General features: G+C 34.9%; 23 protein-coding genes. 9 read left to right on the plus strand and 14 right to left on the minus strand.

What is annotated here, in order from left to right:
• Positions 1 to 5 precede the first annotated feature (5 nt).
• The 7 genes from PL77_RS03250 to gldC form a co-directional block, all read right to left on the minus strand.
• The gene (locus tag PL77_RS03250; protein WP_044201738.1) at positions 6 to 491 is read right to left on the minus strand and encodes a hypothetical protein; all 486 of its coding nucleotides are present in this window, start codon (positions 489 to 491) and stop codon (positions 6 to 8) included.
• A gap of 111 nt (positions 492 to 602) precedes the next feature.
• Positions 603 to 1,067: a hypothetical protein gene (locus tag PL77_RS03255; protein WP_044201740.1), complete on the minus strand. Its 465-nt coding sequence runs from the start codon at positions 1,065 to 1,067 to the stop codon at positions 603 to 605.
• Positions 1,068 to 1,142: 75 nt separating this feature from the next.
• Positions 1,143 to 1,709, minus strand: coding sequence for a MarR family winged helix-turn-helix transcriptional regulator (locus PL77_RS03260; protein WP_044201742.1), 567 nt, complete (start codon positions 1,707 to 1,709; stop codon positions 1,143 to 1,145).
• A gap of 60 nt (positions 1,710 to 1,769) precedes the next feature.
• Complete coding sequence (locus PL77_RS03265; RefSeq protein ID WP_044201744.1) at positions 1,770 to 2,051, minus strand: DUF2024 family protein; 282 nt, start codon at positions 2,049 to 2,051, stop codon at positions 1,770 to 1,772.
• Between the two features lie 54 nt (positions 2,052 to 2,105).
• Positions 2,106 to 2,822 carry a hypothetical protein gene (locus tag PL77_RS03270; RefSeq protein ID WP_044201746.1) on the minus strand — a complete coding sequence of 239 codons (717 nt, stop codon included), beginning with the start codon at positions 2,820 to 2,822 and terminating at the stop codon, positions 2,106 to 2,108.
• A 531-nt stretch (positions 2,823 to 3,353) separates the two neighbouring features.
• The gene (locus PL77_RS03275) at positions 3,354 to 3,587 is read right to left on the minus strand and encodes a thioredoxin (RefSeq protein ID WP_044201747.1); all 234 of its coding nucleotides are present in this window, start codon (positions 3,585 to 3,587) and stop codon (positions 3,354 to 3,356) included.
• Between the two features lie 791 nt (positions 3,588 to 4,378).
• Complete coding sequence (gldC, locus tag PL77_RS03280) at positions 4,379 to 4,720, minus strand: gliding motility protein GldC (protein WP_044201750.1); 342 nt, start codon at positions 4,718 to 4,720, stop codon at positions 4,379 to 4,381.
• A gap of 96 nt (positions 4,721 to 4,816) precedes the next feature.
• Here gldC and PL77_RS03285 point away from each other — a divergent pair, with 96 nt between their 5' ends.
• Positions 4,817 to 5,113: a putative quinol monooxygenase gene (locus PL77_RS03285; RefSeq protein WP_044201752.1), complete on the plus strand. Its 297-nt coding sequence runs from the start codon at positions 4,817 to 4,819 to the stop codon at positions 5,111 to 5,113.
• Between the two features lie 5 nt (positions 5,114 to 5,118).
• Here the strand turns inward: PL77_RS03285 and queD are convergent, their stop codons facing one another.
• The 7 genes from queD to carB all read right to left on the minus strand — a co-directional run bounded on the left by queD (position 5,119) and on the right by carB (position 14,326).
• Positions 5,119 to 5,475 (minus strand): 6-carboxytetrahydropterin synthase QueD, encoded by a 357-nt coding sequence (gene queD, locus PL77_RS03290; protein WP_044201754.1) that lies wholly within the window; start codon positions 5,473 to 5,475, stop codon positions 5,119 to 5,121.
• A 54-nt stretch (positions 5,476 to 5,529) separates the two neighbouring features.
• On the minus strand, positions 5,530 to 6,552 hold the full coding sequence (gene holA / locus PL77_RS03295) for a DNA polymerase III subunit delta (RefSeq protein ID WP_044201757.1): 1,023 nt from the start codon (positions 6,550 to 6,552) through the stop codon (positions 5,530 to 5,532).
• A 98-nt stretch (positions 6,553 to 6,650) separates the two neighbouring features.
• Positions 6,651 to 7,634, minus strand: a complete 984-nt coding sequence (locus PL77_RS30170) for a hypothetical protein (protein WP_052444132.1) — start codon at positions 7,632 to 7,634, stop codon at positions 6,651 to 6,653.
• Between the two features lie 141 nt (positions 7,635 to 7,775).
• Positions 7,776 to 9,668 (minus strand): cbb3-type cytochrome c oxidase subunit I, encoded by a 1,893-nt coding sequence (locus PL77_RS03305; RefSeq protein ID WP_044201759.1) that lies wholly within the window; start codon positions 9,666 to 9,668, stop codon positions 7,776 to 7,778.
• 41 nt (positions 9,669 to 9,709) lie between these two features.
• The gene (locus PL77_RS03310; RefSeq protein ID WP_044201761.1) at positions 9,710 to 10,741 is read right to left on the minus strand and encodes a cytochrome c oxidase subunit II; all 1,032 of its coding nucleotides are present in this window, start codon (positions 10,739 to 10,741) and stop codon (positions 9,710 to 9,712) included.
• A 206-nt stretch (positions 10,742 to 10,947) separates the two neighbouring features.
• On the minus strand, positions 10,948 to 11,403 hold the full coding sequence (locus PL77_RS03315; protein WP_044201762.1) for a deaminase: 456 nt from the start codon (positions 11,401 to 11,403) through the stop codon (positions 10,948 to 10,950).
• A gap of 106 nt (positions 11,404 to 11,509) precedes the next feature.
• A complete protein-coding gene (gene carB / locus PL77_RS03320; RefSeq protein WP_044201764.1) occupies positions 11,510 to 14,326 on the minus strand; it encodes a carbamoyl-phosphate synthase large subunit in 2,817 nt (938 codons plus the stop codon).
• A 172-nt stretch (positions 14,327 to 14,498) separates the two neighbouring features.
• Here carB and hisF point away from each other — a divergent pair, with 172 nt between their 5' ends.
• The 8 genes from hisF (at position 14,499) to PL77_RS03360 (ending at position 23,006) form a co-directional block, all read left to right on the plus strand.
• On the plus strand, positions 14,499 to 15,254 hold the full coding sequence (gene hisF / locus PL77_RS03325) for an imidazole glycerol phosphate synthase subunit HisF (RefSeq protein ID WP_044201766.1): 756 nt from the start codon (positions 14,499 to 14,501) through the stop codon (positions 15,252 to 15,254).
• 385 nt (positions 15,255 to 15,639) lie between these two features.
• Complete coding sequence (gene panD, locus PL77_RS03330; protein WP_044201768.1) at positions 15,640 to 15,990, plus strand: aspartate 1-decarboxylase; 351 nt, start codon at positions 15,640 to 15,642, stop codon at positions 15,988 to 15,990.
• A gap of 95 nt (positions 15,991 to 16,085) precedes the next feature.
• Positions 16,086 to 17,108 carry a lysylphosphatidylglycerol synthase transmembrane domain-containing protein gene (locus tag PL77_RS03335; protein ID WP_044201771.1) on the plus strand — a complete coding sequence of 341 codons (1,023 nt, stop codon included), beginning with the start codon at positions 16,086 to 16,088 and terminating at the stop codon, positions 17,106 to 17,108.
• Positions 17,092 to 17,577, plus strand: a complete 486-nt coding sequence (gene rfaE2, locus PL77_RS03340; RefSeq protein WP_044201773.1) for a D-glycero-beta-D-manno-heptose 1-phosphate adenylyltransferase — start codon at positions 17,092 to 17,094, stop codon at positions 17,575 to 17,577. The genes PL77_RS03335 and rfaE2 overlap by 17 nt, the downstream gene beginning before the upstream one ends.
• A gap of 223 nt (positions 17,578 to 17,800) precedes the next feature.
• Positions 17,801 to 18,109 carry an iron-sulfur cluster assembly accessory protein gene (locus PL77_RS03345; protein ID WP_044201775.1) on the plus strand — a complete coding sequence of 103 codons (309 nt, stop codon included), beginning with the start codon at positions 17,801 to 17,803 and terminating at the stop codon, positions 18,107 to 18,109.
• Between the two features lie 25 nt (positions 18,110 to 18,134).
• Positions 18,135 to 19,793: a S41 family peptidase gene (locus PL77_RS03350; RefSeq protein WP_044201777.1), complete on the plus strand. Its 1,659-nt coding sequence runs from the start codon at positions 18,135 to 18,137 to the stop codon at positions 19,791 to 19,793.
• A 45-nt stretch (positions 19,794 to 19,838) separates the two neighbouring features.
• Entirely contained in the window at positions 19,839 to 21,788 is a 1,950-nt protein-coding gene (locus PL77_RS30175; RefSeq protein ID WP_052444133.1) for an ATP-binding protein, read from the plus strand.
• Between the two features lie 141 nt (positions 21,789 to 21,929).
• Positions 21,930 to 23,006 carry a lysylphosphatidylglycerol synthase transmembrane domain-containing protein gene (locus PL77_RS03360; protein ID WP_044202130.1) on the plus strand — a complete coding sequence of 359 codons (1,077 nt, stop codon included), beginning with the start codon at positions 21,930 to 21,932 and terminating at the stop codon, positions 23,004 to 23,006.
• Positions 23,007 to 23,237: the final 231 nt, after the last annotated feature.

Below are 23,237 nucleotides of genomic sequence, written 5' to 3' on the forward strand. Positions count from 1 at the left end.
GTTTTTTAATTAGACTGTCCTTCTCTGAAAGCCTCCATTGATTTATAATGACACATGCCTATTAAAGCATCAATTTGTGCTTGAAGTTTCACATCCTCTTCTTCGTTTTTTGAACGAAGAGCCAATAAAACCAATTTATGAATATCCGTTTTATACTTTGAGGCCAGATCTAAAAATGGCAATTCGATAAGACTTTTGTAAATCGCTGACTCTCTCCTTGAAAAAGAAATCTGACGTGCCGTCTCCAGAAGAGTTACAGTATAAACAGGATATTCCTGTAAAAGTTGAGCAATGTAGAGGTAATCATCAAAATTTACATTTCCTGTCTCAATATAATACCTTAACTCCGAAAGCCCTCCAACATTTACATCACTACTCATCATTATCTGCCTAAACTTCTCTTCGGCTTCCTCTTTTGAAATAGGCTTGTCTTGCGAAAATAGAGGTGTATTCAATAGTAAAGCGATAAATAATAAAAAGAGGTTTTTCATTCTATATTTTTTGTTGTTTGTCCATTACAATACAAAATAATAATTTGTAAAAATGAATGAGAAATTTTTCAAGGTAGTTTAACATAAGTTAGAATAAGAGCGTAAAATCGTCTATAGTGCTGTCAAATACTTTTCAATATCTAAATAAGAGGAAAAGTCCCAGACATCCATCAGGAAATAACAGATCGTCAACCAAATTGTAGATGAAATTAACGCAGAAATCAAAAGTGAGTATTTTGATTCCTTCAACCTTAAACCAATCAAAATATAGGTTGGAATACCAAAAAGAACTGGTGCTAGTGTCACTGCACTCCAGAAACCATACCTTCTCCACAATACCAATACCTTCTTCAGATTTTTATTGTAACCACTTTTCCTTTTCGTTACGATTAGGCTACTGACCTTCTGCCCAATAAAAAAAGTGATCAGTGAAGAGGTTAACACGGAAGAAAGATTCAAAAAAATCATTTGAAAGTAATTGAGACCAATAATATTAGAAATCACTGCTCCTAAATACACTTTCCACAAACTTAACCCAAAAATTGTAAGACAAACGAGTAGTATTCCAGTATTCATATTAATGATTCAATAAGTTAGTTTTCAATCAAGCTAAAATTGTTATTCATGCAATACATATTTCAACCTTATCACTTACTCCTCAAATTCATCACAATCAATTTGTATTTCCTTACCGCTGAGTTCACTCTTCAATAAATTACAATAATGGTCTCCTTTTTTATCTCCACTATAGTATTTACAATTATAACAAGTTCTTTGTACTTGGATAACACCTTTTTGGTTCAACTGAAAAATTAGTTTTGATAAAGTATCAAATATATTGGCGAGTTCCTGTTCGGTAAAAGAGGACAGTTCTTTGTTGAAAACATCAGCATAGCCCTCTAATTGACCAACGAGTTCTTTGCCAGAAGAAGTGATGAATAGATTATACCTGCGGTTATCTGTTGGTGAATGATCCTTCTCTAGATACTCCTTTTTTAATAGTATTCTTACTGCATCACTAATCGTTGCTTTTGTAACATTAAACTCTTTCGCAAGATAGCTTACATTACATATTTCTCTTTTATGATTTGAGACAAACAAAAGAATTTGGATCTGTATAGGACTAATTCCAAACGTTTTGGCTTTTTCCCAAAGCAACGCTTTTAAAGCTTCCGAGAGCCTTTCTAATCCACTGAGTATTTTTGATTCTATATTCAAAACTGATAGTAATTAAAAAATTAGGATCGCCATAAAGTTAGCAATCCTAATTTTAATTTACTAATTACACCCTTCCATCTCAATAATGAAATATCCTTTTTGAACAATTTCCTCCAACCATTCCGGTTTTAATGTTTCGATATGGCAAAGTTTACACTGTTTAGCGGAAAGCGGTAATCCTTCTTGTCCTTTCATTTTCAAGTAGGCTTTACCATAATTGTAAATCGTTTCGGCATCACTTACTTCCACCGGGGCAATGATATCAAAATGCATGGTAGTCCCGTCTTTTTTTATAACATAGGTATCCCAGACATTGACATCGCTTTGTATTATTTCTTTCATCTTTTAAGCTGTTTTTAGATTAGTACTTATTGTAGTTTTTCATCATGCTTTGTATTAATTTTCAGTCACTGAATAAGGCAAAGACAAATCACCCGAAGCAATTGAATACACATTGTAAACTCCTAACATAGGATACTGAGCATTGGAAGCATTCACTTGCATATAAACCGTTACAGCATCAAAATTAAATTGCGGTTTATTACTTATACGATATGCAGGAACAACCACTTTAATAGTATTTCCCTGATTAATTACTGGGTACCCGGGAGAATCCATATACATTGGCATACCTGGATTAGTCGGAGGCAAAGCAACATTTTTATCTTTTGGATCAAACTGTTTGACAGCCAAACCACCAGGCACTCTAGTATCTTTGGTTAACACCACCCAATGTGGATGCCAAATAACACCGTCATTCACATAATTCCTATCATTATTTTCATCCCACAATGGAGTATCGTCAAAATCAGGGTGCGAAGTTAGAGCCAATGCCACTATACCTTCTGTATTACTAAAACCGACGTCTTCAGGTGCTAATGTAGTAGGAAAAACATAACCCAATACTGGAGCTCCATCCATCTTTCCATAAGGTTTTGGAGTTACATTTCCTGCCAAACCTTCAGTCTCAATTGTGAAAATGAGCTGATTTAATTGACTATCGAAAACCACATCTGCATTGGTGATTTTTAAATTTGAACTATTCTTAAATGTTGGGTCTTCATTTTTTCCCTGAGAAAATACTGGTATTATAAAAATGAAGATTAAGTACATTGTAAACTAAATTATCGTCAACTTTTAATCGAACTTTCTGCAAGTATTTATAGGATCAACTTTCAAACTTCCTTCTTCTTCATTTTTGTCTTGAAACAAAAACGAAGCAAAAAATTCAAGGCTTTGAAGTCAAAAGCTAAATTCCATTTCTCTCGCCTAAATGATTTTAAACTCGCTGCGCTCAAACAACAAAATCATTTTTAACGGCTCACTTCATGAAATTCTTAACGCTTTTCCCTTCAAGGCCGAGGAAAGTACTGCCAAACGAATTGGGTAGAATGCCACTGGCGCGAATGTTAAGCGTTAGCGGCATTCGTGTCCTACAGATCAACAGAAATCTCCTGATTTCTAAAAATCATAAATATTCGAAAACTTAGTTTACAACGTATTAAGGATAAACTCAATAATTGTTTCATGACGCTTGAATTAATATTAGGAATCCTAACTTTTAAATTCAAAAAAAAGACAAACCGAGTGGCTAGTTCTTATTTATACATTAGGATTCCTAACTTTTTTTTAAAACGAAATAGATTAAGATTTCAAATCAGCTAAAGATGCCCCAAAATTGATATGCAGTGCATTACCATTAGGTGTAACTAAAGCAGGAACTGATTTCACACCAGATTTTTCAGCTTCTTCAATTCTACTACTTTTTTCACCTAGATGAACAACTTCTACCTTTTCTGTTCCAATCAAATGGATTAGGTCTTGTTCTGCACTTACACAAACTGGACAGCCTGCATGATAAAAGATTGATTTACTCATTTTAATAAAAGTTTAGAGTGTTGAGCAATAGTGCTGACACAAATATAATAAGGATTCCTAACTATAAAAATTATTTATCCAATAAATTAATTTTTTAGTATGCTCACTTTGAAAGAAGTGCTTAATTTTTTCTAAGTCTCAAGAAGAAAATGTGGTATTTAACAGCAATAAAAAAGGGAAATTATTTTTGATTCATTTTGAATGGAATGCAGAAATGACGGTAAGTTTAGTCTAAAAGGTATTTCTATTTCAAAATTTGATTCTAGTTTTTACAGTAAAAAGAAATTAGAGCAAGTACGCTGTAAACTAAGCCTCCATTATTTACAATGTTGATAAATCAGGAGATTTCTGATGACCTAAGGACACAAATGACGCTAACGCTTCACATTCGTGCCATTAAACTTTCTACCATTTTAGTTTGGTAGTACTCCTCCCCCGGCATTGAAGGGAAAAGCGTGAAGAATTTCATGAATTGAGCCATTAAAAATGATTTTCTTGTTCGAGTAAAAGCGAGTTTAAAATCATTTAGGCGAGAGGAATGAAATTTAGCTTTTGACTTCTAAGCCTAGATTTTTTGCTCCGTTTTTCATCAATGGAAAAATGAAGAAGAAGGAAGCTTGAAAGTAGGATACAAAAGCCAGCAGAATAATTGATTAGGTGTTCGCGGTAATTTAATTTACAATGCAGTTAGTTTTGATTCATCATTAGTCCACATTTGAATGGTGGACTAATGATAAGGTATAAATTCATGGTAAGCCCACTTTAAAACAAAGGCTTTACGATTTCAGGATTTACTCTCCTTTATTTTTTGTTTCATGCACATGATCAGACAAACGCTTACACATTGCATGAATTTCTTGTGCCATTTTCTCATCTCCAGTAGCATTGAAGATGTTTTGAGCAATACCTCCCATGGTGTCAATGTAGAAAAACTTCATCTCATCCACAGTCATTTCTTTACCCCACAAACCAATACGTAGTGTTTCTTTACGTTCGTGGTCCCATATATTTAAATCAAAAGCACGCGTTTCTTGAAGACCCGCTTGATCAGAATCGTCTGCTTTCCAGAAAATTTTCTCTGGAACATTATTCTCATCCAATTCTACCTTTACTCTGATGTTAGACTCTTTCATTATTAAAAAATATAACTTGAAGTGATTTTTATTATCCTACAAAGTTGCATATTTTAAAGGACAATTTGTAATGTTTTCCATGAATTAAGCCTAATTATGTTACATCGATTTGTAAGATTGTCGTTTAAACAAGAATGTATAGAGGAATTTCAAAATTTATTCCTTGATGTTAAAGAAAAAATTGAAAATTTTGACGGTTGTCAATCCGTAGAACTTCTACAAGATGCGGAGTCAAAAAATAAATTTATGACATTTAGTATTTGGGAAAATGAAAAAGCCTTAGAAGCATATCGTCAATCTGAATTTTTCCAAACTACATGGAAGAAAACTAAATTAATGTTCAACGATAAACCTAAGGCTTTTTCTATGTATAAGGCTGGAATAAAAGAGTAAGTCTTCTATTCACCTAAATATTCTGTACCAGCATCTGGAGTTTCGAAAATCACAACTTTATATAAAGCAGGAAGTTCTTTTTTGATTTTGTTCCAAACCCACATTGAAATCACTTCTGAAGTTGGGTTTTCTAAACCTTCTACTTCATTTAAAAAGTTATGGTCTAACACTTTATAAATAGGATTTACAACAGTATCGATTTCATGAAAATCAATCACCCACTCATACGGGTAAACTAATTCTCCATCAAAATGAAGTTCCATTTTCCATGAGTGACCATGAATTCTTCTACACGGGTGTCCCTCAGGCATTTGAGGTAAGAAATGTGCAGCTTCGAATGTATATGATTTGAATATTTTCATCTTTACGTATTAATTCTAATAAAAATCACGCAAAGATAAATGACATGAAATTGTCTAATGGAGGATTTTAAACACCAATTCTTTAAGATTTTCGTCATCAGAAAGTGACGCTCTTATTCCTTTAGCCTTTAAATCGGCTTCTTGGAGGTGTTCGATAATTTGTAAAACCTTATTGTAAGAGAAATTACTAACCGCTAATCGGTAATCTTTAATGAAATAAGGGTTAACGCTTAATATCTTAGCTAATTCTTGATCTCCCTTACTGAAATTTTCATGGAGCATTAACAACTTTGAAAAATAAGCATATAAAGTTCCCACAACTACCACAAAAGGATTACTCTTAGGATTATCATTGAAATACATTACAATTCTGTTTGCTTTCAAGATATCCTTTGTGCCTAATGCATTTTGTAATTCAAAAACATTATACTCTCTACTGATTCCAATATGCTTTGCAATTAATGCTTCTGTAATTTCAGTAGCATCTTTATTATAATTGAGCATGAGTTTTTCCAGTTCATTTGTAATACGAACCAGATCGTTCCCAATATATTCAGTGATTAAGTTAACAGCACGATCTTTAATTTTGTACCCTTCAGTTCTACAATATTGTTTTACCCAAGCAGGAACCTTATTGTCATACATTTTTTTGGCATCAAGAAAAACAGCATTTTTCTCAATGGTTTTCTTTACTGGCGTACGACCATCTAATTTTTTATTCTTCAACGCAATGACCAATACAGTAGAAGGCACTGGATTTTCAGCATATTTATTTAGAATCTCCAAGCTCGCCTTTCTTGATAAGTCCGGAAGATCCTGCCCTTCTTTTACGATAATCACCTGACGCATGGCCATCATAGGAAACCTTCTTGCACTCTCTAAGACTTGCGTTAGAGTAGTATCCTTGCCATACAATACAGTTTGATTAAAACTTTTCTCCGCATCTGTAAGTGCATTTTTTTCTATATAAGCAGTAATTTGATCAATAAAAAAAGGCTCATCCCCCTGTAAAAAATACAAAGGTGAAAACTTGCCAGCTTTCATTTCTGTCATTATAGAATCTGCCGAAAATGCCATAAATTTTGAATGGTACGTGTTTTAGAAAAAATTGGACTGCAATTTAGAGTTTGTAATCCAAAAAGAAAAAAGTATTAAGGGGTATTCATAAAAGAATATTAGTCAACAGTCTTATCAATGCCATATCCTATTATTTTTTGTCTCACCGCAGTACCAATCTCTCTGTATCCATCAAACTCACTTGGGTTAATCATCCTAATTGTAATAACACTACCTTGCTCCCAATCTACTATTGGAGGATTCTCAGAATTTTCCCATCTCAATATCCACTGAGAGATACCAGCAGAATCCAATTCATACAACGGATTACTTTCACAATCATCTTGTTCAAAGAAAGGATTATCGACTCTTTCTCCATTACCTAAAGTGATGATTTGCTTATTTCGATTATCACCACAATATGGATTACCCGCAAGTGATGGTTGAGATGTATTAAACTCATAATATCTCTTGGAGATATTATTATAATCAATACCGATCAAACCTATATCTCTTTGGTAAATTGCTCTCCTTGTTTCTTCTGAATTAGTAATCTCATTTGTATTATTGATTTCAAGAATAACTGCTGCATTTTCAAAAGTTTGCCCATCAAAAGTATAATTCCTCCCTACTGTTTCTATTTGATATCTAATATCAATCCCTCCAGGGGTAATTGAGCTCAAACCATTATAAGTATTCTGATTAAATCGTTGACCTTCCACAAGTGGATTAGTCAATTTTAAAAAAGGAATAGCGTTTTCATATCTAATAATTTGATTATCTCTATAAACAACAGACCAAACTGAATCCAAAACCCAATCCATTTCTTCATTATCTCTCACATAGCGATGTAATGGATAATTTTGTCCTCCAAAACCATCATCATAAGGCTTGCCTATTATTTCTCTCAATTGATAAGATGTAGTAATACTATTTTCATCACTGGTTAAATCAATACTATCTACCTGATAGTGTATATACCATCCTTCTTCAATTGGATAATATACCGTTCCAGACTGATAATTGGGGTCTGTAATTGTTTCATTACAGGCTTGAATAAAAAATGTGAATAGAAAAAAATAAAGGGCCTCTTTTAATTTCATAATGATTCTGCTGTTCTACTATGCAAGATATAAAATTCATCTATTTCTTAATTACTTTAAGCACAAAAAAAGGGTATAGACTCAGAGCCTATACCCGGGATACTTTCTGATAAAAGTATATCTATAAATAGATTTCGTTGCTTAGATGAAAGGATTCTTTTCTCTCTCCTCACCTAATTGTTCGAATTTCTCATCTAATTCAACTAGAACCTTCTCCTCTGGCGTGTTAGAATGCTCTGTTTTAGCAAGTGGCACGTTTTGAGGAATAAAGTCTGTAAATCCATCTTTATCAGCATCTGGCTTAGAATAATCATAAGGCCAACGATAAACGATTGGTAAAGCACCTGGCCAGTTACCATGACCTGGTTTTCTTGGAGTTGTCCACTCTAATGTAGTTGAGTTCCAAGGGTTCAATGGTGCTAATCTACCTCTAAACATACTCCAGAAGAAGTTGAATACAAAGATAAACTGTGCTGTCACTGTTAAGATCGCAGCAATTGAAATAAATGTATTCAAGTCTGTGAAAGTAGAGAATGCATCAAAGTTTGTGAATGAGTAGTATCTTCTTGGGAAACCTGCAATACCGATGTAGTGCATTGGGAAGAATACCATGTAAGCACCGATGAAAGTTAACCAGAAGTGAACATAACCCATCGCACTGTTCATCATTCTACCAAACATTTTTGGATACCAGTGATAAACACCAGCCATCATACCGAAGAATGCAGCAGAACCCATTACTAAGTGGAAGTGAGCTACTACGAAGTAAGTATCGTGTAATTGAATATCCAATGCCGAGTTACCAAGGATGATACCTGTAACACCACCTGAGATAAACAATGAAACTAGACCAATTGAGAACAACATTGCAGGAGTAAAGATGATATTACCTCTGAATAATGTTGTGATATAGTTAAATGCTTTTACCGCTGAAGGTACCGCAATGATCAATGTCAAGAACATGAAGATTGTTCCTAAGAACGGGTTCATACCTGAAACGAACATGTGGTGAGCCCATACGATAAATGAAAGGAATGCAATACCTAACATTGAGCCAATCATCGCTCTGTAACCGAAGATAGGCTTTCTTGAGTTCGTAGAAATTACCTCTGAAGTTAAACCTAAAGCTGGCAATAATACGATATATACCTCTGGGTGACCTAAGAACCAGAATAAGTGCTGGAACAAAATTGGGCTACCACCTGAGTGCTCTAATAATTCACCTTGAATGTAGATATCTGACAAGTAGAATGAAGTACCAAAGCTACGGTCAAACACTAATAACAATGCAGCTGCAAATAATACAGGGAATGATAATGTACCAATGATCGCAGTGATGAAGAATGACCAGATTGTAAGTGGCATCTTAGCAAATGACATACCTGCAGTTCTTAAGTTGATCACTGTTGAGATATAGTTGATCGAACCTAATAATGAAGATGCAATAAAGAATACCATTGATACTAACCATAAAGTCATACCAATACCTGAACCTGATACTGCTTGAGGTAATGCTGATAGTGGAGGATAAATTACCCAACCACCTGAAGCGGGACCTGTAGAAGCAAATAATGAAATAAACATGATTACTGAAGCTACGAAGAACAACCAGTAAGAAAGCATGTTCATAAATCCTGAAGCCATATCTCTTGCTCCAATTTGTAATGGAATCAAGAAATTGGAGAAAGTACCACTCAAACCTGCTGTCAATACGAAGAATACCATGATGGTACCGTGCATTGTAACTGCCGCCAGGTAGAATGTAGTATCCATTTTACCACTTTCAGTAATCCAGTCTCCTAGAAGAGGTCTTAACCATTCTAAGTTTGCTTCAGGAAAACCTAATTGAATACGGAATAATAATGATAAACCGCCACCAATGATTGCCCAGAAAATACCAGAAATCAAATATTGCTTTGCAATAACTTTGTGATCAAATGAGAACACATAATTAGTAATAAAATTACCGTGGTGTTCATGATCATCGTGCGAGTGAACGTCTTTGCTTTCTACGTCTAATGCTACACTTGACATGTTATTTATCTTTTTTGAGTTTGAATCTAAATTGAAAAGGATTAATGAGACTTAGCTACTGAAGCTGTTTTCGCTTTCTTTGCTTCCCATTGTGATAAGTAGTCTGGATTTTTCTCCAACCATGGCTTCTGCTTCATTAACCACTCATCATACTCTTCTTGAGTAACAACTTTCACTAATTTTCTCATACCAAAGTGACCGTAACCACAAACCTCCGTACAAGCTAATTCATAATTAAACTTAGGGTTGTTTGTCTTTTGTCTCATTTCAGCCGTCGTAATTGTTGGCGTAAATTTGAAACGAGTTGGCATACCTGGTACAGCATCCATTTTCACACGGAAGTGAGGAAGGAATACTGAGTGGATTACGTCAATGGCTCTAATCTTTAACTCGACTTCTCTACCTACTGGAAGATAAATTTCTCTAGCAGTAAAGTCATCCTGAGCATTTACATCATCATAATCTACACCCATTGAGTTAGTATTATCGATGTTGGCAACATCGTAACGACCTAATTTCAAATCTTTACCTGGGTAACGAATCTCCCAAGCAAATTGCTTACCCATTAATTCAACTTGGATCGCATCTTCTGTTGCAGGTGCAGTGATATCTGCCCATGCTCTCCAACCAAAAATTACAAGAACTGCCATTACAATTGCAGGTACAGCCGTCCAAGCAATCTCTAATGTGTCATTGTGAGGGTTAAAATCTGCCTTTCTTTTTTCTGAGAATTGGAATAAGAATGGGAATGTAAATAATAACAAGTGTGTTAAAGCAAAAGCTGTAAACACAATACCCATTGTTATCCAGAATAAATGATCCGTTTCTTTACCGTGAATCGATGCAGCTTCCGGTAAGAAGAATTGTTTAGCATCGTTAAAAGACCACATTATTAAACCTGATCCAACAACTAATACAATTGGAAATAATGCTGCATTAATTTTGTTACTTGTCGTAACCTTCTTCTTCTGGTCGCCCTTCGCGATTCCTACAAGAGTAATAATACGATAGACCAAAGCAAGAACTGCTAAGATCAATATCGCTCCCGTGGCAAAAAGTAAAGCCGTTGTCATACCTTTCTGATAGTGTGTAAGTTCGTGATATACTTTATTGTGACAATTTATCGTCTTAATTCTCTACTGAGAAAAATAAGTTCGCATAAAATTCCATCAAATATATTAAAGTATTTTTACATTGATGATATATATCATACTTTTTTGATGATATTATTCGATATTTTATAAGAATAGATTGATTTACAGTAAGATATAATTACACTTTAATAGGTGACTTGCGTAACCTTTATACCCGCTTTTCGTAACAAATCAAGCCCAGATTGGTCTCTATAAGCCCTCTTATAGAAGAACTGAGAGATACCTGCCTGAACAATTAATTTCGCACATCCAAAGCAACAACTATCGGTACAGTATAACGATGCTCCATCTGTTGAATAAGTTGATTTAGCTGCTTTTGTAATAGCATTGGCCTCAGCATGCAACACTTCTTCTTTGGTTGCTAAAGCTGTTTCTTCTTGTTGCAGCTCTTCATTCCACTTACTCACCTCAATCTCACAACAATTGTCAAAACCTTTTGGCGTACCGTTGTACCCCATTGAGATAATATTTCCATCTTTCACAATAATTGCCCCTACCTTAAGACGTACACATCTGCTTAATTCAGCAATTGACTCTGCACATCTCATAAAAGCTAAGTCAAATTCTTGTGTTCTTTCCATACTGCTCATAATACTATTGTATTGTTAAAAATAATTGTTTCAAAAAAAATAAAAAAAGCCCTGTACCGTAATACAGGGCTTCAATATAGTTACGGAAATTTCCGAATTATCTACTTAAGTATTGATTTCTTCTTGAGTAAATATCTAAGAAGTAATCATCTTTCAATGTATCAATGAAGTAGATTGCTTCACCTGTAGATTTCATTTCAGGTCCTAACTGTTTATCTACGTTAGGGAACTTGTTGAATGAGAATACAGGAATCTTGATCGCATAACCTTTCTTCACTGGTTTGAAATCGAAGTCTTTCACCTTCTTATCACCTAGCATTACCTTAGTCGCATAGTTTACGTATGGCTCTTGGTAGGCTTTACAGATAAATGGCACTGTACGAGATGCACGAGGGTTCGCTTCAATGATGTAAACTTTATCATCTTTGATGGCAAACTGAATATTCAATAGACCTTTTGTTTTCAAGGCTACCGCAATCTTCTTCGTATATTCTTCGATTTGCTCAATCACCATATCACCTAAGTTGTAAGGAGGTAATACAGCGTAAGAATCGCCAGAGTGGATACCTGCAGGCTCGATATGCTGCATGATACCTACGATATGTACATCCTCACCATCACAGATTGCATCTGCTTCTGCTTCGATTGCACCATCTAAGTAGTGATCTAAAAGAACTTTGTTACCAGGAATATCGCGTAATGTTTCAACAACATGTTGCTCTAACTCTTCCTCGTTGATTACGATCTTCATTTTCTGACCACCTAATACATAAGAAGGTCTTACAAGAAGAGGGAATCCTAAATCTTCTGATTTCTCCAATGCTTCATCAGCAGTTTCAATCACATCGAATTTAGGGTAAGGAATGTTGTTATCTTTCAACAATGTTGAGAAGCTACCTCTATCCTCTGCTAAGTCAAGTGCTTCATAACTTGTACCTAAGATCTTAACGCCATATTTCGTTAATTTCTCAGCAATCTTAAGAGCAGTTTGACCACCTAACTGTACGATTACACCTACTGGATTCTCATGTAAGATAATCTCGTAGATATGCTCCCAGAATACAGGCTCAAAGTATAATTTATCAGCAATATCAGGGTCGGTAGAAACCGTCTCAGGGTTACAGTTGATCATGATAGTCTCGTATCCAGCTTCTTTTGCCGCTAAGACACCGTGAACACAGCAGTAATCAAACTCGATACCTTGACCGATACGGTTAGGACCTGCACCTAATACAACTACTTTTTTCTTTTTCGTTGGCTTAGACTCGTTTTGGCTATCAAAAGTAGAGTAGAAATAAGGAGTCTTCGCTTCAAATTCAGCAGCACAAGTATCTACTAATTTCCACTGACGTTTGATGTCCATCTCTTTGTAACGCTTGTCGAATACTTCCGACTCCAAACATCCTAAGATGTGTGCGATTTGACGGTCACCAAATCCTTTCTCTTTTGCCTCACGCATTAATTCAAAAGAAATAGTGTCAATTGTTTGCTCACCGATTTTCTTCTCAACTAATACTAAATCTAAGATTTGACGTAGGAACCACTTATCAATTTTAGTGATCTTACGAACAGTCTTCATTGCGATACCCAATTTCATGGCATCCCAAATTCTAAACAATCTATCCCATGAAGGATTTTCTAATTTATCTAGAATCTCATCTTGTTTCGTGATCTCTTTACCATCAGCACCAATACCGTTACGTTTGATTTCTAATGATTGACAAGCTTTCTGTATTGCCTCTTGGAATGTACGACCAATACCCATTACCTCACCTACAGCTTTCATCTGTAAACCAAGTTTAGTATCAGCACCTTTGAATTTATCAAAGTTCCAACGAGGGATTTTTACAATTACATAGTCTAATGCAGGCTCAAAGAACGCTGAAGTAGTACCTGTAATTGGGTTTTTCAATTCATCTAAGTTATAACCAATAGCTAATTTGGCAGCAATCTTAGCGATTGGGTAACCAGTAGCTTTAGAGGCTAACGCTGATGATCTTGATACACGAGGGTTGATCTCGATACCAATAATTTCATCATCATCAGGAGATACAGAGAACTGAACGTTACATCCACCAGCGAACATACCAATACCATTCATCATTTTGATGGCAAGATCTCTCATCTTTTGGTATACTGTATCTGGTAATGTTTGTGCAGGCGCCACTGTGATCGAATCACCAGTGTGAACACCCATAGGGTCAAAGTTCTCAATTGAACAGATGATAATTACGTTTCCTAAATCATCTCTCAATAACTCCAACTCGTATTCTTTCCATCCTAAAATAGATTGTTCGATCAATACCTCGTGAACTGGAGACATTTCCAATCCTCTTGATAACGCTTTTTCGAACTCGTCTGGCGTGTTTACAAAACCACCTCCAGTACCACCCAAAGTAAATGATGGTCTAATTACTAATGGGAATCCAATTTCTTGAGCAATCTCTTTACCTTCTAGGAAAGATTTAGCTGTACGTCCTTTACATACACCTACGCCTAGCTCAAGCATTTTTTGTCTAAACAGCTCTCTATCTTCTGTCGTATTGATTGCATCAATATCAACACCGATAATCTCTACACCGTAATCCTCCCAGATCCCTGCTTCTTGAGCATCAATCGCTAGGTTCAATGCAGTCTGACCACCCATTGTAGGTAGTACCGCATCAATATCATGCTTTTCAAGAATTGTGATAAGAGATTTTTTCTCTAAAGGAAGGAGATAGACGTTATCCGCTGTTACCGGATCCGTCATAATAGTTGCAGGATTAGAGTTGATCAGAGTTACTTCGATACCTTCTTCTCTAAGTGAACGTGCCGCTTGCGTTCCTGAATAATCAAATTCACAAGCTTGTCCAATAATGATTGGACCACTTCCGATGATAAGTACCGACTTAATGTGCTTCTTTCTAGGCATTTTGCTATCTCGTTTAAAACATGACTTAACACTCGGGGTGCAAAACTAATATAGATTTCTTTAAAATCACTATTTAAATAACATTATTATTCGATTAATAAATTAAAGACGTTTTTACTCAGATTTCACAAATTCTTCATCTATCTTTGTACTTTTTCTAAAAATCGCCTATATGCTAACAAAACGAATAATTCCTTGCTTGGATATCAAAGATGGCAAGACTGTAAAAGGTGTCAACTTTGTAGAATTAAGAGATGCCGGAGATCCTGTTGAACTTGCAAAAATATACAGCAATGAAGGAGCAGATGAATTAGTATTTCTTGATATTACAGCTACTGTAGAAAAAAGAAAAACATTGATTGATCTTGTACAAAGAGTTGCTTCTCAGATCAATATCCCTTTCACTGTTGGAGGAGGAATCTCATCTATTGAAGATGTATCAGCCTTATTAAACGCTGGTGCTGATAAAGTTTCTATCAACTCTTCCGCTGTAAAAAGACCTGAATTAATCAACGAATTATCGGATGAATTTGGCAGTCAATGTGTGGTGGTTGCCGTAGATACGAGGTTTGTTGATGGAGAACACATTGTTCACGTAAGAGGTGGCCGTACTCCTACTGAGTTAAGAACTATTCCTTGGGTACACGAATGCCAAGAAAGAGGTGCTGGTGAAATTCTTTTAACATCAATGGATCATGATGGCACTAAAAATGGTTTCGCTATCGAACTCACAAAAGAAATCTCACAGTCATTGAATATTCCGGTTATTGCCTCTGGGGGAGCGGGTGCTGAACCACACTTTATAGACCTGTTTCAACAAGATGCGGCTGATGCGGCTTTGGCTGCTAGTATTTTCCACTTCAAAGAAATTGGAATACCTCACTTAAAATCACATTTAAGAGAAGAAGGAGTAGAAATAAGATTGTAATTGATAGTCAGTTCTAGGATGCATATTATTATTAGGCTTTACCCTAAAAGCTTCTACGAATTTTACGAAGTGAACTTTCTCCTATAATAATAAATACAAGAACATTCTAAAACTAGAGTGTCTATGCACTAGCACTTTACGATTTTCAAAGTATAAATTAATGAATGAACAATCATCAAATCTTTTGTAAGGATACTTAATATTATTGTTCATTCTATAAAATAATCTTATTTTTGCAGGCATATTTTACAAAAGCATAATAGATAATATTTTAATAAACTGAATATCAAGCTTCTAATAATTTGTATATTCTTCTATTCTTAAAGATATTTGTAAAAGCTTTTAGTATGTCATTTGCATAATGAAAAAGATTTAAAATACAGCTATGTATATAGAAGTTTTAAAGTCAAAAATACACAGAGTTAAGGTTACACAAGCGGAATTAAACTACGTGGGTAGTATTACTGTGGACCAAGATCTTATGGACGCTGCAAATATTATTGAAGGCGAAAAAGTACAAATCGTAAACAATAATAACGGCGAAAGATTTGAGACTTATGTTATCACTGGAGAAAGAGGAAGTGGTACAATTTGCCTAAACGGCGCAGCAGCTAGAAAAGTACAAGTAGGTGATATCCTAATTATCATCTCTTATGCTTACATGAAACAGAAAAAAGCAAAAGAATATCGTCCAAAGCTTGTCTTCCCTAATGATGACAACAAATTGGAAGATTAATTTTTAAGATATTAAATAACTATGCCAACTCAATTGAATAAAAACCTTTTGAGTTGGCTCGTTTTTTTTGGATACCCCGGTAAACGGAGGACTATATGAAATTACAAGAAATTCTTAAGTATATTTTCTCATTTGTACTCGCAGGGCTATTACTCTGGTATGTTTTAAAAGAGCAAAATATTCAAGAAGTTGCCTCTTCGTTTGAAGACCTAAATTGGGGAATAGTATTTTCTTCTATTTTGATTTCTTTGACGAGCCACTACATAAGAGGTCTCCGCTGGGGGTTAATGCTAAAACCGCTTAACTATAAAGCATCAGGGCCTAACTTATTTATGGCCACGATGACTGGATATGCTGGCAATGTGATCATTCCAAGATTTGGTGAATTTTTCAGATGTGGAATACTTCAAAAACTTACAAAAATTCCAGCAAAAACATCTTTTGGAGCAGTAGTAGCTGAGAGAGCAATAGATCTTGTCATTTTTATTATTTTATTCTCAATCGCTTTTTTTAGTCAGTTTGAGAAATTAGAAAGCATGATACTCCCCCATGTCACCCAAAACGAAGCCGCACTCAAAGATAAAATCTATGTACTTATTCTTGTTGGTATCATTGGGATTGCCATTTTAGGTGTTTTATTCAAAATACGAAAAAGACTTTTAAAGACTCCTTTATTCAGAAAATTCTATAGTTTCATTCATGGGATTTTAGAAGGAATGGCAGGTGTTTTCAAGCTTCGCAGCAGAGACTTAGCAACCTACCTCCTTTATACCGTACTAATTTGGATTACTTATTTTTATATGTGTTATGTTCTTTTCTTTGCTATAGAAGGAACATCTCATTTATCTACAATGGTAGGTTTTGTCATGATGATGATGGGAGGACTTGGAATGGTTTTACCTACACCTGGAGGTACTGGTTCATACCATTTCTTTGCAACACAGACTCTTTTAATTTATGGTGTTACGGAAACCAATGCTATCGCATTTGCGTTACTGATGCATACTTCACAAACCATTTCTGTACTTACTATAGGAGGAATAAGCACATTGATTGCCAACTTGAAGAAAACACCAGAGAACATCGAACAAACGGAGAAAAATGGAATCAAAACATAAAATTGTTGACCTTGACAAAGGTCTTGAAATAAGAGCAGAGTGGAAAAAAAACAACGAAACTGTAGTATTTACAAATGGTTGTTTTGACATTGTACATTTGGGTCATGTTGATTATTTAGAACAAGCTCGAGCTCAAGGATCGAAAATGATTTTAGGGTTAAATACGGATAGTTCTGTCAAAAAATTAAAAGGTGAAGAAAGACCTATTAATAACGAATACGCAAGAGCACGCTTATTAGCGGCGTTTGAATTTATCGACATGGTAATTCTTTTTGGAGATGACACACCAATTAACCTTATCAATGAGTTAATGCCAGATGTATTAGTAAAAGGAGCTGATTATACTGTTGAAAACATTGTTGGGGCCAAAGAAGTTATGGCTAATGGTGGTGAAGTGAAGACCATCACTTTAGTAGAAGGTTTTTCAACAACATCTATTATCAATAAAATCAGAAAAGTTGGATTATAAGGCCATGCCAATATTGGGCAAAAATTGGATTATTTAGTATAGTCTCATAAATCAAACACCCCTCATAAAAAGACATTTTCCATAACAAACTTGATTTTTTTCAATACTACAACGAATAGTTGTGTACATTCAAGATTTTAAGAGATTTCAAGAATATTCCTTTGAATTTGGTGTCTTTAACCTTGCATTTCATCTCACAAGTCCATAAATTATTAATAGAAGTATGATTATTGAAAATCCGATCTCAATAACTGATCGTGCAGCAGAAGAAATAAAAAATATATTAACCCAGAAAAAAGTTCCTGAGGGCTACTTTCTTAGAATTGGAGTAAAAGGCGGAGGAGGATGCGGCGGAGCTGCCTTTACTTTAGGATTTGATAAAGAAAAAGAAACTGATATGTCTTACACTACAAAAGGAATTTCAGTCGTCATTGAAAAACGTCAGATGATGTTTTTAATTGATTTAGAAGTAGACTTTGAAGACCGTAGAGACGAAAGAGGTTTTGTTTTCAACAAGAAAAACACTCAGTAGCTTTTTTACAGATGTTTAAACCAAGATGACAGAAGAAAAATCAACAAAAGAATACGGCGTAAAAGCATGGATACCTCTTATTGTAGGCTTATCCATTGGACTTGGTGTGATAATAGGTACACATCTCAGGGCCCCCAGCCCAGACAGTCAACGTATGGCAGTTGATTCTAATGCTTCCAAATTTGAACGTCTTCTTAATTATGTTGACAAGTACTACGTTGACAGTGTTGATGTTGATCAACTTACACAAAAAGCCATTGATCATATTTTAGACGATCTAGATCCACACACGGTCTATGTACCTCCTACCGAAGCTGATATTATGGCTTCTCGACTGGATGATGGATTTGATGGTGTGGGTATTGAATTTAGAGTCATTGATGACACTTTAAAAGTAATCTCTTTAATGCCAGGAGGCCCTTCTATCAAAACAGGCATTCGAGCAGGGGATAAGATCATTACGGTAAATGGAGATACCATAGCAGGCCTAAACCTGACCAATTCTCAGATTGTGAAAAAATTGAGAGGTAAAAAAGGCACCACTGTAAAAGTAGATATTAAAAGAAGAAGAGAACCCGATTTGTTATCTTTTTCAATTACAAGAGCCAAAGTCCCTACACCTTCTGTTGAATCGAGTTATATGATTGATGAAGCAACAGGTTACATCAAAATCTCTCGATTTGCCACAAAAACATATGATGAGTTTCATAATGCATTATTAAATCTAAAATCAGATGGAATGGAAAACCTCGTGCTTGATTTAAGAGATAATGGTGGCGGATTTTTAGGACAGGCTGTAAAAATAGCTGATGACCTTCTCCCAAAAGATGACTTAATCGTTTACACAGAAGGAAAAGGGAATGAATTCAGTGAAAAAGAATATAGTATTAGGCCTGCTGATTTCACCGGACCTATCGTTGTTTTGGTCAATGAAAGAAGTGCTTCAGCTTCTGAAATTGTGACAGGGGCTTTACAAGATCACGATAGAGCGGTTGTAGTGGGGAGAAGAACTTATGGAAAAGGGTTAGTACAAAGGCAAATCAGGCTAAAAGACAACTCCCTATTAAGACTTACAATATCAAGGTATTTTACTCCGAGTGGTAGGAGCATCCAAAAACCGTATGGTGATGGAATTTCCTACGACAACGATATCAATGAAAGATACGAAAGTGGAGAACTTTTCTTCAAAGACAGTATAAAATTGGACGAAATGCCTCAATTCAAAACCGATAATAACAGAATTGTTTATGGTGGTGGTGGCATTATTCCCGACAACTTTGTACCTTTAGATACAACATCTTTAGGCATCTATTACTATACCTTAGAGCATACTGATTTGCTAAGAGATTTTGCGTTGAACTATGCCAACGATCATTATATCAATCTTCAAGAACATGGTTTAACACATTTCATCAATAATTTTGAAAATGACACCTCAATCATCACTCAACTTGAAAAGTTCTCAGAGATGAATGGTGTGTTAAGAAAATTCGAGCATCGTAATTCAGATCAAATTGATGAGGAATTAGTGCATAGAATCAAAGTTACAATAGCAAGAGCACTCTGGGGAGATGAAGGATACTATCAGGTTCTTAATACAAAAGATCCTATGGTAAAAGAAGCAAAAAAGATCATACAGCAAGGAGTGGCTACCGAAGCCAAAGACCCAAAAGTCAAAGGCTGAAAGTAATCAATTCAATACCCCAAATTTACTACTCTAGTTATACTTATGAAGCTAAAACAAATCAAATTACTCTCCAATCAAGACGCTCAAACTAGTGTATTCCTCTCCTCTAAAATTGGAGAAGGACAAAACTTCAAGGAAAGTCTTGATCTGTTTTTTGATGCGTATTCAACAATACTTAACCCTTTTAATGTTTCTATTTTCTTTAAAAAAGAGGAACATCATGTTGAATTAAATCCTCCATTTATCAGAAACCTTGGATTAGCTTATATCTACACCAATCACACTTACTACCCTCCTCATGTTTATCTAATCGAAAATTTCTTAAAACTAGATCAAGTATATCATATTTTCGAAAAAGGGGACAAATCATTTTACATCTCTAAACTTGAGGAACAAGGTATTTTGGTGATTCAGTCTGAAAAGACCAATTTTGGTTTTGATAATATCAATGGATTTAATACGATTATCAATCTACTTTCTAAATGCGTTATCAATTCTTTGAAATTAGAAAGGTTAAAAACTTTTTCTACATCAAAGCACAATACACAAAGCCCCTACCCTACATTTAGGTTTGATAAAGAAGCAAACATTCTATTTTTAAATCATTCTGCAAAAAAGATCATCGCACATTTTGAAGAACTAAAATGGGTTTATGCTGATATGTTTAAAGAATGTTTATCAGCTTATCAAACCAAAGAATACGAACAAATCATATTAGGTACGCCATACTCTATAACGATCAAACCAATACCTGATCAAGATGTAGTGTACGTCTATGCCATAGATATTTCTACTCGAAAAAACATAGAAAATAAACTAAAGGAAGAGAAAGAAAAAGCAGAAAAGTCAGCTCAGCAAAAGATGGAGTTTTTATCCACCATGAGCCATGAAATTAGAACACCAATGAATTCAATTATTGGTTCTATCAACTTATTGATTGATACTCAACTCAACCCTTATCAATCGAAAAAGTTGGAAATGATGCGATTTGCTGCTGATAACTTACTTCGCTTAATCAATGAAATATTAGATTTCAATAAATTGGAGGCGAACAAGGTAAGTTTAGAAAAAATTCGTTTTTCGATTCCTGATACAATGGAGCATTTGTTTATGATGTATGCTCTTCAAGCAGAAAATAAAAATATTGGTTATCAACTCAAAGCCTCTACACTACCCGTTAATTTCGTAATGGGTGACCCTACACGTCTATCTCAAATCCTATTAAATTTAATCTCCAATGCCATAAAGTTTACAGAGGAAGGAGCCGTTTCTTTTGATGTTGAATGCACTTATCAAGACGAAAAGTCGATTGTGTATCAATTTATCATTAAAGACTCAGGTATAGGCATTTCACAAGATCGAATTGATTCCATATTTGAAGCTTTTACTCAGGCAGATACAAGTACAACTAGAAAGTTTGGTGGTACTGGTCTTGGTTTAAATATTACTAAAAAAATAGTAGACCTTTTGGATGGACAATTAATTCTAGAAAGTAAAGAAGGAGAAGGTTCGACCTTTAAAGTGAGTCTTCCCTTTACTATTGCTGAAAACCAGGAGGCGGACAAAAAGAAAGATAATTTTCAAATTGTAGAAGGTAACTTAAAAGGGAAAAAAGTACTGTTGGTAGATGATAATGAGTTCAATATTCTCATTGCTTCGGAATTTCTTAACCGATGGGAAGCAGAGTACATTACCGCAAAAAATGGTGAGGATGCAATCATTAAATTACACGAAGAAGATAAGACTGTTGACATCATTTTAATGGACCTTCAGATGCCCGTGATGAACGGCTATGAAGCAACAAAAATTATTCGTGAAAAACGAGATGATTACTACCAAGACTTACCTATTGTTGCTTTGAGTGCTGATGTGGCCAGTGAAAATATTACTGAAATTGAAAGAAAAGGCTTTAACGGTTTCGCTTCTAAGCCCTTCGACCCTGAAACACTTCTAACGAAATTGCTCTCCCTAATTGAAAAAAAATCTTATTAAAAGATTAAAAAAAGGTTACATCATAAGTGATTCTCAGATTAAAAAGTATTTTTGTGTGTTGACTTCGTCAAATTTATGTGTGTATTCGATTCAAGTCATCAAAACTTCGATTTTTTTAAAATAAAAGGAGAAACAAACACTATGGATACCCAGCAGCAAAAAATGCTTAAAAATCTTAGTCCAACTAGGATGGTATTGCCTATTTTGGTAGGTCTAGGGGTTTTATTTTACATGATACTTACTGATGACAACATTAATTGGAATGTCATTAAAAAAAGCTTATCACAAATGGACCTTTGGTGGGTGATTGCCTCATTTGTGGTATTATTTGCTAGAGATTTTGGGTATATGTCTCGAATCAGAACTTTAACTGACAACAAGTTAAACTGGAATTCAAGCTTCTTTGTGATTATGTTATGGGAATTTGCTTCAGCAGTAACTCCCTCCGTAGTTGGTGGTACCACTGTAGCTGTATTCATCATGAACAAAGAAAAAATCCCTTTCGGTAAAGCCCTAAGCTTTGTGATGCTAACTGCAATTTTAGATAATTTATTTTTTGTTTTTGCATCTCTGTTAGTAATAGCACTTTTTCCCGGCAGTATATTTCCTGCCAATAATTACACCACTGAAATTTTAGGTTTTACATTAGGATTAAAGCAAATATTCGTAGTCAGTGTTTCATTGATCGCTTTATATACAATATTCATGGCTTGGGGACTTTTCATTGGTCCAAAATCTTTTAAAAGGTTCCTTTGGAAGCTAACCTCAACAAGATTCACCAAGAGATGGAGACGTGATGCGGTTAGAAGTGGTAATGAGATGATTGTTGCCTCCAGAGAACTGAGAGGTCATCCCTTCAGTTACTGGACTAAAGTGGTTGTTTCAACGATATTTATTTGGTCAGCAAGATACGCAATGCTAAATTGTTTAATCAATGCTTTCTTACATATTGACTTAATGGGCATGACACATCAAAGCTTCTTAGATCAATGCCTAATTTTTGGAAGGCAAGTCATCATGTGGATTGTAATGCTTATATCTCCCACTCCTGGTAGTGCTGGGACTGCGGAATTTTTCTTTGGAGAGTTTTTTAAAGAGTTTTTCAAAGACAGTGGAATTGTGCTGATTGTTGCTCTTTTTTGGAGATTATTCACCTACTACGCTTACTTGGCTATTGGTTCAATTGTATTACCTCGATGGATTACTAAAAGGTTTTAAATTTGATTTAACGTTATCTATATAGATTTACTTCTAGGGATTTCAATGACTAGAAAACGAAAAAGTGGAACTGAAAACGGTTCCACTTTTTTTAATTAATGATAATGATAAAAAAAATTAGGTCTAACGGGAAATAGTCTCTGCTAAGTGTTTATCAAAATTATTTCTTTTATAATAGAAGAACAACTCTCTTTTGTAGGTACACTACTCAAGTAACTTTTGGACTAAAAA

It is taken from the genome of Flammeovirga sp. OC4 (assembly GCF_000812565.1).
Taxonomy (GTDB): domain Bacteria; phylum Bacteroidota; class Bacteroidia; order Cytophagales; family Flammeovirgaceae; genus Flammeovirga.

What these genes read in the sequence shown, in the direction of transcription:
- PL77_RS03250 (WP_044201738.1), bottom strand. Translation starts at nt 491, where the DNA reads ATGAAAAACCTCTTTTTATTATTTATCGCTTTACTATTGAATACACCT.
- PL77_RS03255 (WP_044201740.1), bottom strand. Translation starts at nt 1,067, where the DNA reads ATGAATACTGGAATACTACTCGTTTGTCTTACAATTTTTGGGTTAAGT.
- PL77_RS03265 (WP_044201744.1), bottom strand. Translation starts at nt 2,051, where the DNA reads ATGAAAGAAATAATACAAAGCGATGTCAATGTCTGGGATACCTATGTT.
- PL77_RS03270 (WP_044201746.1), bottom strand. Translation starts at nt 2,822, where the DNA reads ATGTACTTAATCTTCATTTTTATAATACCAGTATTTTCTCAGGGAAAA.
- PL77_RS03275 (WP_044201747.1), bottom strand. Translation starts at nt 3,587, where the DNA reads ATGAGTAAATCAATCTTTTATCATGCAGGCTGTCCAGTTTGTGTAAGT.
- gldC (WP_044201750.1), bottom strand. Translation starts at nt 4,720, where the DNA reads ATGAAAGAGTCTAACATCAGAGTAAAGGTAGAATTGGATGAGAATAAT.
- PL77_RS03285 (WP_044201752.1), top strand. Translation starts at nt 4,817, where the DNA reads ATGTTACATCGATTTGTAAGATTGTCGTTTAAACAAGAATGTATAGAG.
- queD (WP_044201754.1), bottom strand. Translation starts at nt 5,475, where the DNA reads ATGAAAATATTCAAATCATATACATTCGAAGCTGCACATTTCTTACCT.
- holA (WP_044201757.1), bottom strand. Translation starts at nt 6,552, where the DNA reads ATGGCATTTTCGGCAGATTCTATAATGACAGAAATGAAAGCTGGCAAG.
- PL77_RS30170 (WP_052444132.1), bottom strand. Translation starts at nt 7,634, where the DNA reads ATGAAATTAAAAGAGGCCCTTTATTTTTTTCTATTCACATTTTTTATT.
- PL77_RS03305 (WP_044201759.1), bottom strand. Translation starts at nt 9,668, where the DNA reads ATGTCAAGTGTAGCATTAGACGTAGAAAGCAAAGACGTTCACTCGCAC.
- PL77_RS03310 (WP_044201761.1), bottom strand. Translation starts at nt 10,741, where the DNA reads ATGACAACGGCTTTACTTTTTGCCACGGGAGCGATATTGATCTTAGCA.
- PL77_RS03315 (WP_044201762.1), bottom strand. Translation starts at nt 11,403, where the DNA reads ATGGAAAGAACACAAGAATTTGACTTAGCTTTTATGAGATGTGCAGAG.
- carB (WP_044201764.1), bottom strand. Translation starts at nt 14,326, where the DNA reads ATGCCTAGAAAGAAGCACATTAAGTCGGTACTTATCATCGGAAGTGGT.
- hisF (WP_044201766.1), top strand. Translation starts at nt 14,499, where the DNA reads ATGCTAACAAAACGAATAATTCCTTGCTTGGATATCAAAGATGGCAAG.
- panD (WP_044201768.1), top strand. Translation starts at nt 15,640, where the DNA reads ATGTATATAGAAGTTTTAAAGTCAAAAATACACAGAGTTAAGGTTACA.
- PL77_RS03335 (WP_044201771.1), top strand. Translation starts at nt 16,086, where the DNA reads ATGAAATTACAAGAAATTCTTAAGTATATTTTCTCATTTGTACTCGCA.
- rfaE2 (WP_044201773.1), top strand. Translation starts at nt 17,092, where the DNA reads ATGGAATCAAAACATAAAATTGTTGACCTTGACAAAGGTCTTGAAATA.
- PL77_RS03345 (WP_044201775.1), top strand. Translation starts at nt 17,801, where the DNA reads ATGATTATTGAAAATCCGATCTCAATAACTGATCGTGCAGCAGAAGAA.
- PL77_RS03350 (WP_044201777.1), top strand. Translation starts at nt 18,135, where the DNA reads ATGACAGAAGAAAAATCAACAAAAGAATACGGCGTAAAAGCATGGATA.
- PL77_RS30175 (WP_052444133.1), top strand. Translation starts at nt 19,839, where the DNA reads ATGAAGCTAAAACAAATCAAATTACTCTCCAATCAAGACGCTCAAACT.
- PL77_RS03360 (WP_044202130.1), top strand. Translation starts at nt 21,930, where the DNA reads ATGGATACCCAGCAGCAAAAAATGCTTAAAAATCTTAGTCCAACTAGG.